Genomic DNA, 18397 nt, shown 5'->3' with positions numbered 1-18397 from the left:
CTTTTCCATGCCTTGTGTGTTTTAAAGATCTTTTATCCTAAGATAGCTGTTTAAAGCACCGATATAAGCTTTTGCACTTGCTTTCATTGTATCTATATCAAGTCCGTGTCCCATAACAGCATTGTGTCCTTCAAATTCTACTTTAACATCAACTTTGGCTAAAGCGTCTTTGCCTTGTGAAACCGCAGTAACCTTATAGTCTTTAAGCACCCCGTTAATGTTGCTAATCCTATCAATAACTTTAAATATCGCATCGGCAGTGCCGTTACCAAGAGCGGAGTCACTTGTTATTTGATCGTCATGCTTTATACTTATAGAGGCGCTCGCAAGTGATCCACCGCTACTTTGAAGAAGTTCAACTATCTCATATACTTGTGGAATTTTAGTTATCTCTTCAGCCACAAGAGCGCGTATATCATCATCAAAAATTTCCTTTTTCTTGTCGGCAAGTTGCTTAAATTTATCAAATGCGGTATTTAATGCATCCACATCAAGATCAAAACCAAGAGAAACTAGCTTATCCTTAAACGCGTGGCGACCGCTGTGCTTACCAAGAACAAGAGAATTTTGCTCAAGTCCTATACTTTGGGCAGATATGATCTCGTAAGTTTCTTTGTGTTTTAGCACTCCGTCTTGATGTATGCCGCTTTCGTGGGCAAAGGCATTTTTGCCGACTATGGCTTTATTTGGCTGAGGCTCTATGCCTGTTATACTTGCTATTAGGCGAGATGATGGGTAAATTTCTTTTGCGATTATGTCTGTATAAAGCGGGGCAAATATATCTTGACGTGTTTTAATTGCCATAACAATCTCTTCTAATGCCGCATTTCCCGCTCGCTCTCCTATGCCGTTTATGGTGCATTCAACTTGTCTGGCACCGGCTAATATACAAGCAAGAGAGTTTGCAGTAGCTAGGCCTAAGTCGTTGTGGTTATGGACCGAAACAATCGCACGATTATTTATAAATTCTACCATCTCAGAAACCATCTTAGATAGCTCGGTTGGCAAACGATAGCCGACAGTATCTGGTAAATTTATAGTTCCTGCACCTGCTTCAATGACTGCATCGCAAATTTCTTTCATGAAATTTATATCTGTTCTACCTGCATCTTCACAGCTAAACTCTACATCGTCACAAAAAGTTTTAGCATATTTGACAGCTTCGACGGCATGCTTTATGACTTCTTGTGGTTGCATTTTTAGCTTGTATTCCATGTGGATAGGACTTGTTGCTATAAATGTATGTATTCTTTTGTATTTTGCAGGTGCTAAGGCTTCTCCGGCTGCTTTTATATCTCGCTCAACTGCACGTGAAAGTGAGCATACTCTTATGTTTGACGCTTGCTTTGCTATTTGATTTACCGCATCGAAGTCACCTGGACTAGCCGCAGCAAACCCAGCTTCCATAACATCAACTCCTAGGCGCTCTAATTGAAGCGCGATTTGCAATTTTTCAGCAGTATTCATCGAAGCGCCGGGGCTTTGTTCACCATCTCTCAATGTTGTATCAAATATTATTATTTTATTATTATTCATTTTTTATCCTTTTTGGTATTTTATTTTATTGCTGGTACGGTTAAGTTAGTGAAAAAGAAGTTTTGCTACCTAAGTAGCAGCAGTAGAGAGTTTTTGATTTCGATTTTTGGCAAGAATTTTAATGACTTTATTACGCCTACGCTCATTCACTCTCCTTTTTTAAATTTTTTAAGAACATAAAAGTTGTCCTGATTATACCATAAAAAATGTAAATGCTCATTACAATGGTTGCGCTCTCAAGAGGATAAAGATATAACATGGAAAAAGCTATGACAAGAACGACTAAAATTCTCATAACATGTGCTTGTCTAAAATTTACCTTTTTGAAACTAGGATATCTTATGTTGCTTACCATCAATACAGCTAAAACACACTGCATTATAAGATATATCCACTCAAAGCCGATAAGGTTATAATTGATATATACGCCAACATATAGCGCGCTTACTATAGCTGCAGTAGGTATTGGAAGACCTATAAATACATTTGGTTCATATGTGCCGGTTGTTACATTAAACCTAGCAAGACGGATGGCTCCAAAGACAACAAACATGGCACTTACAAGAGTTCCAAAGCGTCCAAAATGCTGACCGATAGATAGATAAAAAAGTATCGCCGGAGCTACACCAAAGGCTACTAAGTCGGCAAGACTATCAAATTCTACACCAAATTTACTAGTTGTTTTGGTAAGGCGAGCCACTCTGCCATCAAGTCCATCAAGTATTAAAGATAAAATAATCCATAAAATCGCCTTTTCATAATCACCTTTTATACTCGCGATAACACTTACTATACCTAAAAATGCGCTAGAAGCGGTAAATAAATTTGGTAAAATATACATTAATTGAGGTTTTTGACTATGCATTCATGCTCCTTGTTTCAAGGTAACCAAGTGTGCTTTGGCTACGCACCCTCTCACCTATACTTACGCAAATTTTTATATCTTTTGGTAAAAATAAAACAACCCTACCGCTACCTAAAAAACCTAAAATATCGCCAGGAGATACTTCTGGTTTATCTTCAAGTTCAAGTGATCTTGAAAGAGCTCCGGCGATAACTCGCATATAAATTTTAAAACCTTTATCTTCAAAAATATAAAGAGCTCTTTGGTTTAATGCATTTGATTGTTTCATTTTTGTACATAAAAAAAGACCATGACGTTTTTTTAATACAACTGTTTTTGCCAAGCAAACTGCATATAAGACGCCCACACCAAAGATAGACTTATCTATCTCCACCTTAGTGCAACTTTGTCCTTCAAATTCAGCTACACCTATATGTGAAATTTTGCCATCTATCGGCACTAAAATTTGGGACTTATCAGTGCATTTAACACTTTCTCTTTGTCTAAAAAATGCTACACAAGCTATAAAAACCGTCACAAAAAAACACTCAAACATATCAATCGCTAAAAACACAAACATTAAAAACGCAAAGATTATTATGTATTTGTATCCGTATTTTGATATATATTGCATTTCTTAGACCTCTTTTGTATCCTAGTTTTTATCTTGCGACTCGTCATTTATATGAATTTCTTCTTTGATTTCATCTTCAACAAGTCTAGTCTCAAGTCCGTTTTCTTCTTCGAAATTTTTAATTATCTCTCTAACTTTTTCGCCCTCGATGGTTTCACTTTCGTAAAGTGCACTTACCATGTTTTCGATCGCACCGCTATATGTGCGAAGCGTATCTAAAACGGCATTGTATCGCTCATTTAGCATGTTTTTAACAGTATCATCTACTAGCTGTGCGGTTTTATCGCTATAATCTTTTATAGTTTGTCCGCCTAGGAAGTTATTGCGTTGTTTTTCAAGCACCATAAGACCTGCTACTTCGCTCATGCCATACATGCTTATCATTGACTTGAATATATCGGTCGCACGCTCGAGATCATTGCTAGCACCTGTTGAAATTTCTTTTATAAAGATCTCTTCGGCCGCCCTTCCACCTAAAAGCACATCAACCTCTGCTATAAGCTCATGTTTTTGCATGAGGAATTTATTTTCTTCCGGTCTATTTAGTGTATAGCCAAGTGCCGCTAGTCCGCGAGGCACTACTGAAACTTTTGTAACTCTTTTTGCGCCTTTTGTAACCTCGGCGATAAGCGCATGTCCGCATTCATGATAAGTTACGATACGTTTTTCTTTTGCATTTACCCTGCGTGATTTTTTCTCAAGTCCCGCTATGGAGCGCTCAACAGCTTCTATTAGGTCTGATTGCTCGACTTCGGTTTTTGAGTTTCTACCAGCCAAAAGAGCGGCTTCATTAATTATATTTTGTAAATCTGCACCGGCTAAGCCCGTGGTTAGGCGACCTATCTCTTCAAGATTGACATTTTTTGCTATCTTAACATCTTTCATATGAACTTTTAAGATGTCAATCCTGCCTTTAAAGTCCGGCTTATCAACAAGAACTTGTCTATCGAAACGACCTGGGCGCAAAAGTGCTGCGTCAAGTACTTCAGGTCTGTTTGTTGCGGCTATAACGATAACAGGAAGCTTGTCTGCATCAAAGCCGTCCATTTCTGAAAGTAGTTGGTTTAAAGTCTGCTCACGCTCGTCGTTTCCGCCCATAGGTCCTGAATTTCTACTTTTACCAATAGCGTCTATCTCATCTATAAAAACTATCGCAGGACTTTCTTTTTTAGCGCTTTCAAAAAGGTCCCTAACTCTACTTGCGCCAACGCCGACAAACATCTCTATAAAGCTTGACGCTGATATTGAGAAGAATGGCACGTCAGCCTCTCCTGCAACTGCACGAGCAAGTAAAGTCTTGCCTGTACCAGGAGGTCCTACAAGTAAAATTCCTTTTGGAATTTTTGCTCCTAGACGTAGGTATTTGTCAGGATTTTTAAGATAATCAACAATCTCAACAACCTCGTCTTTTGCCTCTTCAACGCCTGCTACATCGTCAAATTTTACATTAGGTTTTTCTGAATTTATAAGTTTTTTTGCGCTTCCTATGCCTAAAATTCCACCACCCATATTTTTTTGCATACGGCTTGCAAGAAACATCCAGATGCTAAAAAATATAAAGATAGGTAAAACCCATGAAAACAGCAATTCACCAAACCAATTTGTTTCACTATATGCCTTATATTCAACTCCTGTCGCATCAAGAAGTGGTATGAAGGTTGGATCTGAATGGATACGTTTAGTCACATAAATGTTTTGGTTTAATCCAAGTGCACGTATCGAGGTTTCTGAAATTTCAACTCTTGAAATTTGTTTACTTGAAACTAGCTCTTTAAGCTCTGAATACGAAATATTTTTTGTTGCATTCATGGAGCTTTCGCCAAGTGTTCCCATGCTATCGCCGGTTAATCCTCTAAAAGCAAGGACGATGACGATGGCAAAAATAGCAAATATAAATATTGGATTTTTATTAAAAAATCCGCCGTTGTTATTATTTTGATTTTTATTTTGGTTGTTTTGACTCATTATTTCCCTTAAATTTTACTTTTGAAAGATGAAGCTAACCCAGTCATTGAGTTGTTTTTTCTCAATAAGCTTAAGGTCGGCAAAATTCTGTAGTATCCTATCTTCGTATTTTTGTAAGATACCTGAAAGTATTAAGTATGCATTATTTTCTAAAATATTTTTTAAATCATTTTTTAGCATAAAAATAACATCTGCAATAATGTTTGCCACAACGATGTTGTATTTTGTATTTAAATTTGATATAGATCCGGTCCAAATTTTATTTATGTCGGCGTTGTTTAGTTTGGCATTTTGTAGAGTGCTTTGCACTGCAAGTTCATCTGTGTCGCAAGCATCGACAACACAGCCCATTTTAGTTAGTGCGATACTTAAAATCCCGCTCCCACATCCTACGTCCATCGCTTTCATTTCGTCTTTTGCGTATTTTTGTAAAAACATTATGCAAGAGCTGGTGCTTTCATGGTGTCCTGAACCAAAGGCTAGGGCAGGGTCTATTATGATATTTTTTGCGTTTTCTTTTGCTTCTTCCCAACTCGGACGTATATAAAATTCACCCAATAAAACGGGTTTTACCCCACTTTTGTATTCGTTTATCCAGTCTTTATTTTCTTTTAAATTTAGTGAAATTTGTAGGTCGTTTTTGATATTTAGTGTATCGCAAAGTTTTGAGACATATTGTTCTATGCCCCATTGTATCTGACTTAGATCGTCTTCGTCGCGGATAATAATCTCATTTTCACGCTCTTCAACACAGGTAATCCCAAAAGAAAACACTAGCTCTAAAATTTCATCATAAAAATTAGAGCTTTTTATGCTTAATTCATAGAATTTATCTTTCATTATTCAAGAACGTCTTCGAGTTTTTCTTTTAAAACTTGTGGAGTAAAAGGCTTAACGATGTAGTTGTTTACACCAGCTTTTAGTGCAGTAATAACCTCTGCTTTACCACCTTCGGTTGTTACCATTATGATAGGCATATCTACGTATTTTGCCTCTGCACGAACTTTTTTTACAAGCTCAAGACCGTTCATTTCAGGCATGTTCCAGTCGGTAATTAACACATTTATGTCGCTGTACTGTCCCATAATACTCCATGCTTCAGCGCCGTGTTCAGCCTCCAAAATATCGTTATGTCCTAGTCTTTGAAGGGTGTTTTTTATAATTCTTCTCATAGTCGAGCTGTCGTCTACAACTAATATTTTCACACAATGTCCTTTTATAGAAAATGCTTTATTGTAACAAATTTTATATTGATTAAAGCTTTAAATTTTATAAAACTTTTAAAAATGCCTCTTTTAGGTCGATTTTGCCTTCGTAAAATGCCTTGCCTACGATAACTCCACCGATAAGCGAAGTTTTTTTAAGCTCTAGAATATCATCCATTGAGCTTACGCCTCCGCTGGCTATCGTTTCTATGCCGCTTGCATGTGCGATTTTAAGTGTGAAATCAACATTTACGCCACTAAGCATGCCGTCTTTGTTGATATCGGTGCAAATTATCGCTTTTACTCCGGCGTTTGCGAATTCTTTTGCAAGGTCGGTTGCTTTTACGCTTGATACATCCGCCCATCCTTCAATCGCCACATAGCCGTCCTTGGCATCTATGCCTACAACAACCGGGTAAAATTTTGCCATTTTACGCACAAAGTCAGGATCTTTAAGCGCTATGGAGCCTAAGATAACTCTACTTACTCCAAGATCTAGGTATTTTTTTATACGTTCTTCGTCGCGTATGCCACCGCCTACTTGGACATTTAAATTTGTAGCTTGTACTATGCTTTCTATCGTTTTAAAATTTATCGTTTCGCCGGCAAATGCGCCATCAAGATCAACCACATGAAGCCATTTTGCCCCCATGTCTTGAAACTGTTTTGCAAGATCTTGCGGGTTATCGGAGTAAATTTTTGCACTTTGCATAAGTCCTTTGCTAAGTCTAACCGCCTTACCCTCTTTTAGGTCTATCGCAGGAAAAATTTGCATTAAAGCTCCTTGAAATTTTCTAAAATTTTAAGCCCTACATTGTGACTTTTTTCTGGATGTGGTTGAAAGCCGTATATGTTATCTTTGGCTACGGCAGAGACAAATTTGTATCCGTATTCACTCTCTCCTAGCACCGCATCATCTTGGCAAATAGCATGAAAACTATGGATAAAATAAAGATACTCAAGCTCTTTTAGCCCTTGATTTATCGGTGTTTTTTTGGTGAAATTTATGGTATTCCAGCCAACATGAGGTATTTTTAAAGGGCTTGAAAATTTAGCTTTATCAAATTTGACAACCTTGCCTTTTATAAGCCCAAGTCCGTTAGTAACACCAAATTCGTCGCTTTGTTCAAATAAAAGTTGCATGCCTAGACAAATTCCTAAAAAAGGTTTGCCGGTAAGTATAAATTCATGTATTGCCGTATGCATATTTGCATCTTTTAGCCTATCCATAGCCTCGGCAAATGCCCCAACTCCTGGCAAAACAACCTTATCGTAGTTTTTAAGCTCGTTTGCTTGGCTTACTAGCTTGCAGCTTGCTCCGACCTTGGCAAATGCATTTATAACGCTTTGTATGTTTCCTGCTTTGTAGTCAATAATACCAATCATTGTGATCTTTGCCTTTTTACGCTTAGTAGATATATGCTTAAAGCGATCATTAATAGCGCAACACCGCCTATTAGGTATATGGCGTTGATGATACTTTCTGGTGATGTGATAGCAAATTTAAACACAAGCATCAATGCTTCGATCGCGAGTGCAATTATAATTGAGCCGATAAATCTAACCATCGTTTTATACAAAAGCGTATCTTCCGAGTGGCTTTTACCAATGACTTCTTCTTCAAATATCGTCTTAACAAGGTCAAATATAGCAAGGGCAAGAGTTAGGATGATGGTTGACTCAAATATCTCGCTAACATCGATGTGTTCGATGCTTTTTGATACAAAACTTTTAACCGCATAGCCAAATAAAAACGCGCATATCATAAAAAGCGCTGCACAAAAAAGCGTATAAATACACTTTAAAAATCTACCAAAATAATTTTCCAAAGTGCCTGTATCGGTTATTTTTAGAAGATTTTCTAATGAAATATCAACGCAGGCAATAAATTTCAACTCGTCTTTATCGTTATAAATCGGCGCACTAGCCGTCACGCAAAGCTCTCCATTTAAATTTGAAGGATATGGGTCACTTAGTGTAAATCTCTTCTCTCTAACGGCGCGGTAATAGTAGGCGTTATTGATACGACTTTTACTAGCTCCGCTTGCAGTAATGTCTGAATTTATACTGACGCTATCTTCGATCTGAGTGCCGTTTTCGTCAAGTATGTAGTAAGCATCAAAATTTGAAATCTCATGCGCTATCTCTTCAAGTCCGTTTTTTAGGCTTTCAAGAGAGACGCCTGGTAGGTGATTTGGCAAATTTCTATTAAACAAATAACAGACATAAGCGCGAGCTTTGTATCTGATATCGCTAAAACGTTGTATGTCTTTTATGACCAATTTTTATCCTTTTAAATTTAAAGCGTGGTTGAATTCTGGAACGATATTTTTAAGTGCGGCTGCTACCTTGTCTCCTTCAAGCGTAAGAAGCTCTGAAATTTGTTTATTTAAAAGCTCTAAATCATAAGGCTCTGAGTGTGTAACAAAAATGCTTTCAAATTTAGTCTGCACGTCATCCTTGTTGATAAGTAACTCTTCATATAATTTCTCACCCGTCCTAAGTCCGACAAATTCGATCCCTAAATGTTCTTTGTTTGATAAAAGAAGCATCTTTTTGGCAAGATCGACTATCTTAACAGGCTCACCCATGTCAAGCACAAATAGCTCGCCTCCTTTGGCGATAGAAGCGGCTTGAAGTACAAGCTGGCAAGCTTCTGATGTTAGCATAAAATAGCGTGTTATGTCCGGATGTGTGACGCTTAGAGGTTTGTTTGCGGCGATTTGAGCTTTAAATTTAGGTATAACCGAGCCTGATGAGCCAAGCACGTTACCAAAACGAACGCAAACTATCTCGCAAACCCCTTGTTCGTTAGAATTTAAAGCGTAAAGTTCGCAGACTCGTTTTGTTGTTCCCATGATATTTGTTGGACGCACCGCCTTATCAGATGAGATCATAACAACCTTTTTAACGCCGTGTTTTTTAGAAAAGTCTATAACATTTTTTGTGCCAACGATATTGTTTTCTACGGCTGAACGCGGGTTTAACTCGCAAAGAGGAACATGCTTATAGGCTGCTGCATGGATTACGATTTGAGGTTTGAATTCCTCAAAAATACTTTCAAAATCCTGCTCGTTTGTGATATTGACAAGTCTGCTTACGGTTCTGCTATCGTGTGTGTCTTCGGCGATTTTATATAGATTAAATTCGCTGTGTTCTACCATGATAAGCTGTTTTACGCCGTATTTTAGGCATTGTTTACATATCTCACTACCGATACTTCCGCCAGCTCCGGTTACAAGAGCGACTTTATCTTTTAAAAAATTTGCTATTATTTCCGGGTTTAGGTCTTTTGGTTTTCTTGCTAGTAAGTCCTCAATAGAGATGTCTTTTATCGGGTCTTTTTCAACTAAAGAAAAGAGTTTGACATCGCGTATACCGTATCTTGTAAGCTCGTCAAACACAACTTGTAAATCATCTTGATTCAGTGCTAGAGCGATGATCGCCGTTTTTACGTTGTATTCTTTGATGATAGTCGGGATTTCATCTTTGTCCTGCACTAAAAATCCATCGCAATAAGTTCCTATAAGATCGCTTCTTCCATCGACTACGCCAACTGCATAAAAGTCAAGATAGCCCTGCTTAAGACCGTTTAGAACATGTATGGCTTTTGTTGTTGCGCCAAAGACGATACAAGGTTCTCCTTTGTGCGGTTTGTTTGAAAAGTCAAGAAACATACGTTTTGAAATTCTTAAAGCACCGACCATAAGGCATGATATCAAAAGATCGATAGAAACGACGCTTTGTGGATAAGGCTTGAGATAGTCTTGAATGATGAAATAAATAACACTAAAAATCACGGTAGCACATATGTGCGCTAGAAAAATTTTACGCGCTTCATTTAGTCCGAAAAATCTCCAAGGAACCTTATAAATTTTAAACATCCACATAAAAGAAAGTTTAAGACCAACTAAAAAGATCATCGTGATAAATAACCCCTGATAGTAAATTTCAGGGATATTTCCGCTAAATCTTAAAAGATAAGCGATGTAGATAGAGGCTATAAAGATGATCGTGTCGGCAAGCAGGAAAAATATAAGTCGTTTTAGCTTTGTTGCTTGAAACATCTATAAATTTTCCTTTATAATCTTGATGACGCGTTCTTGAATTTGTGGTTTTAGACATGAACCGCTTGGAAGACAAATTCCCCTCTCAAATAACTCCTGGCTAGTTCCGTCTGTAAAGCTTAAAGCGCCTTTAAATACAGGTTGCATGTGCATAGGCTTCCAAAGTGGACGGCTCTCTATATTTTGTTTAGCTAGGGCTTCTATCACGCGTATATGTGCGCCTTTTTCTTTAAACACGCCTGTCGTAAGCCATCTGTTGCCACGAGAATTTTCAAGCTCTGGCATAAATTCAAGCTCATTGACAAGCTCGTTTTTGTAAATTTCAAAAACGGCTCGTTTGGCTTTTACGCGCTCTTCTAAAACTTCCATCTGTGCCACGCCTACTGCGCCTAGGATATTACTTAGACGATAATTATATCCGTAGTCTTTATGCTCGTAGTGAAGCAAAGGCTCTCGTGCTTGCGTGCTGTAAAATCTAGCCTTTTCAACTAAATTTTCATCTCCTACAAGCATACCGCCACCCGAAGTCGTTATGATCTTGTTGCCGTTAAAACTATATGCTCCAAGTATACCAAATGTTCCAAGTGCTTTACCGTTGTAAAAACCTCCAAGCGCTTCGGCTGCATCTTCTACGAGCGCGATACCTTCGTTTTGGCAGATTTCACAAATTTCATTCATCTTTGAAGCTTGACCGTAAAGGTGAGTTAGCACAAGCGCTTTTGGCTTTTTAGGTAAATTTGCTATGGCTTTTTTAAGAAGTTCTGGGCTTAAATTCCAGCTCTCGTCACAGTCTATAAAAACAGGAGTGGCCTTTTCGTAAAGTATCGGAGATACCGACGCCATAAAGGTAAAGCTTGATGCAAGAACAATGTCACCTTGCGTTACGCCAAGCGTTCTAAGAGCTAGGTGAAGTGCTGCAGTGCCTGAGCTAAGCGCTAACGCGTCTTTTGTAGACGTGTAGGATTTTATACTATTTTCAAATTTATTTACAAATTCTCCAAGCGGAGCGATGTAATTACTTTTAAAAACTTCGTTTATATACTCTTGTTCACGTCCGCTCATATTTGGCGGAGATAAAAAAACCCTGTCCATTTCTGACCTTATAGATAAAATAGCTTTGATTTTAGCACTTATTTTTTAATTTTAAGTTATTTTGATGAAATTTGATATGTATTTTTAATTTTTATGCTTTTATTTGATGGATACCTTAATGACGATTGTTGCATGTGATTTTGATATGTTTAAATTTTGGTTATTATTTTTGCCGGCACACCGTAAGCTTTTACTTTGTTTGATATATCTCTTACTACTACGCTTCCGGCTCCTATAACGCACTCTTTGCCGATAATAATACCTTGTATCACGCTAGTGCCGATACCAACGTGAGTTAGCTCGCCCACACTTACATTTCCAGCCAGAGCTGCATTTGGGCTAATGTGTGCAAACTTGCCTATCATGCACTCATGCTCCACTACTGCGCCACTGTTTATGATAGCTCCTTCACCGATAACGGCACCCGCGTTTATCACGGCATTTGGCATGACTACCACGCCACTTTTTATCACCGCACTTGGGCTTATAACCGCACTTGGATGAACCAAACTTACTACGTTAAATCCAGCTTTTTTTACGCGTGCGGTTACGGTCTTTCTTGTTTGGTTGCTGCCTATTGCGATGACGATGTCGGCTTTTGGCAAATTTGGGTGAAATTTGATCTCGTTTTTATCGTCTAAAAAGACGACTTTCTCATATCCAACAGCTTGTGCGATATCTGCGATGACTAGCCCGTGTCCCGAAGCGCCATAGATGTAAATTTGGCTAGTTCTTGCCATTAAATTTCTCCGTTGTAGCCATACCCTCTTTACTTACGCCCTCTTTTTTTATCACTTTTTTTATGGTTAAAAGTGCGATCTGCACGTCCATTTTAAGGCTTAAATTCTGGGCGTAAAAGGTGTCAAATTTAAACTTCTCTTCCCAGCTTATCGCATTTCTGCCATTTACCTGCGCAAGTCCCGTGATACCTGGCCTCACATCGTGGCGTTTGGCTTGCTCGGCGCTATAAAGCGGCAAGTATTCAACCAAAAGTGGGCGAGGTCCGATGAAGCTCATGTCGCCTTTTAGTACGTTAAAAAGCTGTGGAAGCTCATCTAGGCTTAGCCCTCTTATGCGCTTGCCAAAGCTAGTTAGGCGAAACTCATCGGGCAAGAGTTCGCCGTTTTCATCCCTCTCATCGCTCATTGACTTAAATTTATAAATTTTAAAAATTTTGCCGTTAAGTCCCGGCCTATCTTGCGTAAAAATCGGATCGGTTTTGAGCTTAATTTTTATCAAAATCCATACCACGACCACAATAGGAAGTGTCAAAGCTATAAGCACCAAAGCCCCCAAAACATCTAAAAACCGCTTAAAAAACGCCCTATACATCGATAAATTTCCTATAAACTTCAATATATTTTTTAGCGATCTCTCGCTCGTCAAACTCAGCCACCGCAAGCTTTCGTCCGTTTTCGCCAAAACGCTTTGCCATACTCTCGTCATCTAGCAAAATTTCTATCTTTTTAGCTAAATCAGCAGAGTTTTTCACCTCACAAAGTAGCCCGTTAAAGCCATCTATCACAGCTTCATTACATCCAGCCACATCACTTGCCACAACGCTGCGCCCCATACTCATAGCCTCTAAAATCGTGCGCGGAAAGCCCTCGCGGTAGCTTGGAAGCACAAGCATATATGAAGCTTTTAAAAGCTGCGCCACGTCATCTCTTGCGCCTAGATATTTTACGTTTCCGTCTCTTAAAAATGCCGTATCAGCCGTGCTTTTGTTACCATCAAAGCCCTCTCCGACATAGACGAATTTGCAGTCTTTGCGCTCCTTCAAAAGCTCCGCCGCTTCGTAAAATTCTCTCACACCCTTATGCCACATCGCACGTCCTATCATCAAAACGACTTTTTTATCGCCCAAATCTGCATTTTGGGTCAAATTTGGATCAAATTTACGCGTATCCACGCCCACGCTTTTGATTTTGATGATTTTTTCCGCACTAATTATGCCTTGATCTAAAAAATATTTGGGATCGGCCTCATTTACAAATATACACGCATCGCTTAAATTTAAGGCGCGCTTGTATAAAGTCTCGATCGTTTTACGCACTATTCGCGTTTTAAAGTCGTTATCTATATAAAAGCTTCCAAGCCCCTCAACTAAATTTATCACGCGTTTTATGCTCGCTTTTTTAGCGGCAAACGTGCCAAAAACGTTTGATTTATGAGCCGAAGTTTGAAGCAGGTCTAAATTTAGATCTTGTAAAATTTCACTTAGTTTGTTTGAGTTTGAAACGACGGTGAGCGGATTTATACTAGCTCGGTCAAGCTCATAAGTAACGCACTTAAACTCCGCTTCAAACCTTTTTACATATTCGCCCTTTGGACAGATAGCAAAGACCTCGTGTCCCAAATCTTGCAAAGCACGCATTATTGGGCTTCTAAAATAGTAAATGCTCATATCGGCATGCGAAAGAAAACCTATCCTAGCCACGAGATAAAACCTTATTAAAAATCATTTCTTCAACCTATAAATTTTAGTTGCGCTATCTAATATAACCGGCTCAAAAAGCTCTTCGTCATATCTTTCAAGTGCAAAAAGCTGGATAAAAACAGAGTTAAACATACTCTCGTCAATTACCAAAAAACGTCCGTAGTCACGCATGAAAATGATATAAATTTTTGCATTCGTATCAAAGTTGTATTCAGTTACTTCAAGCTTGCCGTTTTCGTTATATTTTGTTTCTAAAAAGCTATTTACTTGGATCTTGTTGTTGCCGGCTACTATATTTCTCATGTCGCTTGTGATTGTTATACCGTTTGCAAGTGCTATTTTATCGCTGTCTTGCCTAAAGTATTTTGTCGTAAAAAATACAGGATCGTTCCATTTTTGTCCTGTTTTTAGATCAAGTCTTGAAAACTGCAAGATCGTTGGGAAGATATTTAGCATGCGCTCCGGTAGATAGTAGTAAATTTCACGCGTTTTTTTTGGTAGTTTAAAGCTTTTATCGTTAAGTGAATTTAAAAATAAATTCACATCTTGGCTTTCATATTCTTTTAAAATTTGGTTTAAATTTGCGCCAAATTTTTCGTTGAAATTTCGCTCTGTATATTCAACTTCAAGACGAGCCATATTGACTGAGCTTGTCTGGTTTTCGCCAAGTGCAAAACTAACTGCAAAGTTATCTCTTCCAAGGTGTTTTCCGCCATCTATCAAGGTCTTAACATCACTGTAATACCTTATAGGATAACCATAATCCCACCAAGTCAAAACATAATCCTCACGCCCTGCGATACGTTTTAACTCATCAAGCACTCGAACCTCTTTTGCATCAAAAACGGGCGAAATTTTATAGTTATAAATGTGAGTTGCTACAGGATAAAGCGATAAAACGGCTATAAAAATATAGACGGTTTTAAATAAAATTCCTGAAAATTTAAGCTTTTCAAGAACAAAAACTATGATATATCCAAAACCTATAGCCATGACAGGTACTGCATAAATCGTAAACCTAAGTCCGCCTTTAAGCGCTAAAAATCCCAGCAAAAGCATACCTAAAGCAACTATAAATGAACGCTTTTTTATACAAAGTAAAAGTGTGCCAAAAAGTGAAACCGCAAATGTCAAAACATGACCGCTTATGCGCTCGCAAAATAGCACTAGATCGACGATGCCTGACTCTTGTATGGTTTGGTTTACGTTAAAATAATGAAAGCTTAAATTCGAAAGTTCGCTAACGTTTCTAAACACATAAAACTTTAGCTGAAAGATTATTGGATTAAGACCTCCGTTTATCGTAAAAAAGGCAAATGCTCCAACTAAAATGGCGATCGAAATTTTAAGAGTTAAAAGGCTTTTTTTAAATAAAATCACAAGATAGATCGCCAAAATCAAAGCAAATTTTGCGTATGGGTCAAAATTTGATATCGCCAGTAGCATGAATGCGATAAGTATGTAGTTTAGAGCGTTTTTTCTATCAAATACAAGCGTGTAAAAAGCTAGTAAAATAGTAGTCGCTGCTATGAGTGAAAAGGCGCTTAAATACCACCACATATAGGCTAGGATGGTAATGGGGGCGATGATGAGGCTTTTTGCGTCTTTACTCTCAAGCACCCTTATAACACCCCATATCAAAAACACTCCAAACACGATAATAAGCATATCGGTATCATAATACCCAGCCATCGTGCGGTTATAGTAGCTGTTTGCCACAGAGCCTAAAAGTGCCGCGATAAAGCCAGCTTTTAGCGCGTTGTATTCGCGTGCGATTAATATGATAGGGATGACAACTAGCGAGCTTAAGATAAGGCTTAGATAGATCATGACGCTTTCTATGTTAAGGTCAAAAAGTTTGACAATCCAAAATGTAAGTGTCGAAAGCGACGAGCCAAAGTAGCTTAGGTCATTTGGTTGATGAAAACCCGCAAGCATATCTCTGGTGCCCTCGGCAAACGCATAGCCATCGTTTGTGCTTATCATCAGTTCGTTGTTGTGGAAAAATCCAACAAAACTACTTGCCCAAAATACCCAGTAAAGTCTTGCTATAACGCTAAAGCAAAAAGCAAGAAAAATTAATAAAAATAGCTGCTTGGAAAGATGGAAATTTTTAATAAAGTCTAAAATTTTATTCATATTCTCTCTTTTGAAATAAAGACTTTATTATAATGAAAATTTATACAAATTTAGCTTTATGAGTGAAATTTACTTAACAAATGCTTCACGTTTTAAATTTATAATACACTTATAATTTTTCAAAGGAGATAAAATGAAAAAGTTAGTTTTAGCGGCAATGTTGGTCGCAGGTAGTGTATTTGCAGTACCGTTTGAGAAAAACACAAACGACGAGTTATATGCGATGATAGCCACAAGCGATGCAAAAACGCTTGGCGAGATATCTTTTGAAATTCACAAAAGAGTGGGCAAACTTCATCGTGAGGCAATGGACATAAGAGGCGGTTTTCATGACAAGATGTATGAAAAGATGTCAAAAATGAAACCCGAAGATAGAGATAAATTTATGAGGGACTTTAGAGACTCTTTTGGCAATAAAATTGACGCCTTAAGCGTCAAAGAAGCAAGAGGCATGGGGCTTTACGGTATGGGAATGGGCCGAGGTAATTGCGACATGAGAATGGGCGGCAGATGGAAAGACGGCGGTATGAGAATGAGTGGATGTTGTGATGGTTTTGCTAGAGGCATGGGTAGATTAAGGGGTGAAATTCTTGAGCCAAAATAGGCAAAACTTATAAATTCGGCTTCGTAAAGAGGCCGAATTTAACTCTTGTTAAAATGAAAATAGATAATATCTGCAATATAAATTTTAAGGAAAAAGTTTGGCTAGGATTTTGATCGTAGAAGACGAAACGATGCTGCTTGATATGATGTGTGAGTATCTAAGTGGTGAAAATTTTGAAGTAAAAGGCGTAAAAAGCTACGATGAAGCGCTTAGCCTTGCTTATGAAAGCAACTTTGACCTTTGGATATTTGATGTGAAGATTATCGGCGGAAACGGCTTTGAGCTTTTAAAAGAACTACGCACATCAGGCCAAACTACACCTTGTATATTTACTACTTCGCTTAACACCATAAACGATGTTCAATCGGGCTTTTTAAGTGGATGTGATGATTACATAAAAAAGCCTTTCGAACTAAAAGAGCTACTTTTAAGAGTGCAAAATATCTTAAAACGAAGTTTTGTCCACAACACGCAAAATTTCATTAAACTTAGCGATAAATTTAGCTTTGATATGACACAAGGTGTCTTATATGAGGGCGATAACCCGGTGGCTTTAGCAAAAAAACAATCAAGACTTTTAAATTTACTTCTTAAAAATCGTGATAAATTTGTAACTCACGAGGAAATTTTCTCAGAAATTTGGGAATACGATGAAAATCCAAGCGAGATGAGTTTGCGAGTTTATATCGCCGAACTCCGTAAAATTCTAGGCAAAGAGTGCATAAAAAGCCAGTCAAAACTAGGATATAAGTATGTCTAAAAATCGCCATATTTTGCCTATTTTTTTACTTTATTTTTTAACCAGTACGGCTTTTTTGGCGTTTTTTGGCTATGTGTTTTACGAAAGAGAGAAGCATTTTATAATAGACAAAGACTCCTTTGATATGAGAGAACTAAGGCGTGACTTGCATATGAAGTTGCAATTTAGTGGAGAGCTTACTAGGGAGGATTTTAGTGAAATTTTAGCCTTTGTCGTAAATTTAAAAACGCAAGAGATTGTAAAAGATGATTTTCGCGTAAAGCCAGGCACACCAAGACGATATATCGAGGCAAATGAAGCGATTTCTCAGTTTGTTTTGCATGATAGGATGCGAAAAAACGAGTATTTTGTAGCGATCAAAACTACGGGTCTTGGCGAAAAACTACTTGCGTTAAAGATGCAAATTTTGTTTGTTTCACTTGGAATTCTAGCGGCGATCTTACTTATCGCTTATCTTATCATAAGGCTTTCTTTGCGCCCACTTTATGAGAAGATAGAGTTTTTAGATGGATTTTTACGAGATACTACGCACGAGATAAATACGCCTTTAAGCGTAATCTTGATGAGTATCGAGCTTTTTAAAAATAACCCAGAAAAATACCTTGCAAATATAAAAACAGCAGCTATGACACTTTCAAATTTATATGAAGACTTGGCGATGATTAAATTTAATAAAACCGATGAGAGCGTGCAAGAGGTAAATTTAGCCGATATGCTTAAAGAAAGAGCTGAATATTTCGGTGCTTCTTTAAATGCAAAAGGCATAAGCTTAAGCCTAAATACTGATGAGTTTACGCTAACAACCTCAAAATTTAAAATTCGCAAAATCATCGACAACTTGCTCTCAAACGCTGTAAAATACTGCAACGAAGGCGGGAAAATAGAGTTAAATTTAAGCCAAAATAGTCTTAATATCTCAAATACGGGCGAGGGCATAGCAAAGCAAAATTTGCCTCATATTTTTGAGCTTTATACTAGGTTTGACAAGCGAAACGGCGGCTTTGGCGTAGGACTAAATTTAGTAAAAAAATTTTGTGACGAGCTTGGGTTTAAGATAAACTGCACAAGCGATAAAGACAAAACGCAGTTTATCGTTAAATTTAAAGCATAA

At 37.8% G+C, this 18397-nt stretch carries 18 protein-coding genes; 3 read left to right on the top strand and 15 right to left on the bottom strand.

Going from position 1 to position 18397, the window contains the following annotated elements; all coding sequences use genetic code 11:
* Positions 1-21 precede the first annotated feature (21 nt).
* From CCAL9328_RS09065 to CCAL9328_RS08995, 15 genes are all read right to left on the bottom strand, one after another.
* Positions 22-1536, bottom strand: a complete 1515-nt coding sequence (locus CCAL9328_RS09065; RefSeq protein ID WP_169938389.1) for a 2-isopropylmalate synthase — start codon at positions 1534-1536, stop codon at positions 22-24.
* Between the two features lie 142 nt (positions 1537-1678).
* Entirely contained in the window at positions 1679-2401 is a 723-nt protein-coding gene (gene pssA / locus CCAL9328_RS09060; RefSeq protein ID WP_169938392.1) for a CDP-diacylglycerol--serine O-phosphatidyltransferase, read from the bottom strand.
* Positions 2394-3014, bottom strand: coding sequence for a phosphatidylserine decarboxylase (locus tag CCAL9328_RS09055; protein WP_169972418.1), 621 nt, complete (start codon positions 3012-3014; stop codon positions 2394-2396). The genes pssA and CCAL9328_RS09055 overlap by 8 nt, the downstream gene beginning before the upstream one ends.
* A 21-nt stretch (positions 3015-3035) precedes the next feature.
* Positions 3036-4979, bottom strand: coding sequence for an ATP-dependent zinc metalloprotease FtsH (ftsH, locus tag CCAL9328_RS09050; protein WP_170000485.1), 1944 nt, complete (start codon positions 4977-4979; stop codon positions 3036-3038).
* A gap of 15 nt (positions 4980-4994) precedes the next feature.
* Positions 4995-5819, bottom strand: coding sequence for a 50S ribosomal protein L11 methyltransferase (locus tag CCAL9328_RS09045; protein WP_169938398.1), 825 nt, complete (start codon positions 5817-5819; stop codon positions 4995-4997).
* Complete coding sequence (locus CCAL9328_RS09040; protein WP_170000484.1) at positions 5819-6184, bottom strand: response regulator; 366 nt, start codon at positions 6182-6184, stop codon at positions 5819-5821. The genes CCAL9328_RS09045 and CCAL9328_RS09040 overlap by 1 nt, the downstream gene beginning before the upstream one ends.
* A gap of 64 nt (positions 6185-6248) precedes the next feature.
* On the bottom strand, positions 6249-6959 hold the full coding sequence (gene hisA / locus CCAL9328_RS09035) for a 1-(5-phosphoribosyl)-5-[(5-phosphoribosylamino)methylideneamino]imidazole-4-carboxamide isomerase (protein WP_169938402.1): 711 nt from the start codon (positions 6957-6959) through the stop codon (positions 6249-6251).
* On the bottom strand, positions 6959-7570 hold the full coding sequence (hisH, locus tag CCAL9328_RS09030; RefSeq protein ID WP_170000483.1) for an imidazole glycerol phosphate synthase subunit HisH: 612 nt from the start codon (positions 7568-7570) through the stop codon (positions 6959-6961). Before hisH ends, hisA begins: the two co-directional genes overlap by 1 nt.
* Entirely contained in the window at positions 7567-8466 is a 900-nt protein-coding gene (locus CCAL9328_RS09025) for a PDC sensor domain-containing protein (protein WP_169938406.1), read from the bottom strand. The genes hisH and CCAL9328_RS09025 overlap by 4 nt, the downstream gene beginning before the upstream one ends.
* 3 nt (positions 8467-8469) lie before the next feature.
* Entirely contained in the window at positions 8470-10251 is a 1782-nt protein-coding gene (gene pglF / locus CCAL9328_RS09020) for a UDP-N-acetylglucosamine 4,6-dehydratase (configuration-retaining) (RefSeq protein ID WP_170000482.1), read from the bottom strand.
* A complete protein-coding gene (gene pglE, locus CCAL9328_RS09015) occupies positions 10252-11343 on the bottom strand; it encodes a UDP-N-acetylbacillosamine transaminase (RefSeq protein WP_170000481.1) in 1092 nt (363 codons plus the stop codon).
* A 149-nt stretch (positions 11344-11492) separates the two neighbouring features.
* Positions 11493-12083, bottom strand: coding sequence for an acetyltransferase (locus CCAL9328_RS09010; RefSeq protein WP_169972423.1), 591 nt, complete (start codon positions 12081-12083; stop codon positions 11493-11495).
* Positions 12070-12675, bottom strand: coding sequence for a sugar transferase (locus CCAL9328_RS09005; protein ID WP_169972424.1), 606 nt, complete (start codon positions 12673-12675; stop codon positions 12070-12072). The genes CCAL9328_RS09010 and CCAL9328_RS09005 overlap by 14 nt, the downstream gene beginning before the upstream one ends.
* Positions 12668-13783, bottom strand: coding sequence for a glycosyltransferase (locus tag CCAL9328_RS09000; protein WP_170000480.1), 1116 nt, complete (start codon positions 13781-13783; stop codon positions 12668-12670). The genes CCAL9328_RS09005 and CCAL9328_RS09000 overlap by 8 nt, the downstream gene beginning before the upstream one ends.
* Before the next feature lie 21 nt (positions 13784-13804).
* Complete coding sequence (locus CCAL9328_RS08995) at positions 13805-15922, bottom strand: STT3 domain-containing protein (RefSeq protein WP_170000479.1); 2118 nt, start codon at positions 15920-15922, stop codon at positions 13805-13807.
* Between the two features lie 133 nt (positions 15923-16055).
* Between CCAL9328_RS08995 and CCAL9328_RS08990 the strand changes: the two genes are divergently transcribed.
* The 3 genes from CCAL9328_RS08990 to CCAL9328_RS08980 all read left to right on the top strand — a co-directional run bounded on the left by CCAL9328_RS08990 (position 16056) and on the right by CCAL9328_RS08980 (position 18397).
* Complete coding sequence (locus tag CCAL9328_RS08990; RefSeq protein WP_170000478.1) at positions 16056-16526, top strand: DUF1104 domain-containing protein; 471 nt, start codon at positions 16056-16058, stop codon at positions 16524-16526.
* Positions 16527-16623: 97 nt separating this feature from the next.
* The gene (locus tag CCAL9328_RS08985; protein WP_170000477.1) at positions 16624-17286 is read left to right on the top strand and encodes a response regulator transcription factor; all 663 of its coding nucleotides are present in this window, start codon (positions 16624-16626) and stop codon (positions 17284-17286) included.
* Positions 17279-18397 (top strand): sensor histidine kinase, encoded by a 1119-nt coding sequence (locus tag CCAL9328_RS08980; RefSeq protein WP_170000476.1) that lies wholly within the window; start codon positions 17279-17281, stop codon positions 18395-18397. Before CCAL9328_RS08985 ends, CCAL9328_RS08980 begins: the two co-directional genes overlap by 8 nt.

It is taken from the genome of Campylobacter sp. RM9328 (assembly GCF_012978615.1).
Note: the sequence above shows the minus strand (reverse complement) of the source record. Positions and strands in the feature narration are given on the sequence as shown.

Coding starts and splice junctions, on each gene's coding strand:
- CCAL9328_RS09065 (WP_169938389.1), bottom strand. CDS start 1,536: ATGAATAATAATAAAATAATAATATTTGATACAACATTGAGAGATGGT.
- pssA (WP_169938392.1), bottom strand. CDS start 2,401: ATGCATAGTCAAAAACCTCAATTAATGTATATTTTACCAAATTTATTT.
- CCAL9328_RS09055 (WP_169972418.1), bottom strand. CDS start 3,014: ATGCAATATATATCAAAATACGGATACAAATACATAATAATCTTTGCG.
- ftsH (WP_170000485.1), bottom strand. CDS start 4,979: ATGAGTCAAAACAACCAAAATAAAAATCAAAATAATAACAACGGCGGA.
- CCAL9328_RS09045 (WP_169938398.1), bottom strand. CDS start 5,819: ATGAAAGATAAATTCTATGAATTAAGCATAAAAAGCTCTAATTTTTAT.
- hisA (WP_169938402.1), bottom strand. CDS start 6,959: ATGCAAATTTTTCCTGCGATAGACCTAAAAGAGGGTAAGGCGGTTAGA.
- hisH (WP_170000483.1), bottom strand. CDS start 7,570: ATGATTGGTATTATTGACTACAAAGCAGGAAACATACAAAGCGTTATA.
- pglF (WP_170000482.1), bottom strand. CDS start 10,251: ATGTTTCAAGCAACAAAGCTAAAACGACTTATATTTTTCCTGCTTGCC.
- pglE (WP_170000481.1), bottom strand. CDS start 11,343: ATGGACAGGGTTTTTTTATCTCCGCCAAATATGAGCGGACGTGAACAA.
- CCAL9328_RS09010 (WP_169972423.1), bottom strand. CDS start 12,083: ATGGCAAGAACTAGCCAAATTTACATCTATGGCGCTTCGGGACACGGG.
- CCAL9328_RS09005 (WP_169972424.1), bottom strand. CDS start 12,675: ATGTATAGGGCGTTTTTTAAGCGGTTTTTAGATGTTTTGGGGGCTTTG.
- CCAL9328_RS08995 (WP_170000479.1), bottom strand. CDS start 15,922: ATGAATAAAATTTTAGACTTTATTAAAAATTTCCATCTTTCCAAGCAG.
- CCAL9328_RS08990 (WP_170000478.1), top strand. CDS start 16,056: ATGAAAAAGTTAGTTTTAGCGGCAATGTTGGTCGCAGGTAGTGTATTT.
- CCAL9328_RS08980 (WP_170000476.1), top strand. CDS start 17,279: ATGTCTAAAAATCGCCATATTTTGCCTATTTTTTTACTTTATTTTTTA.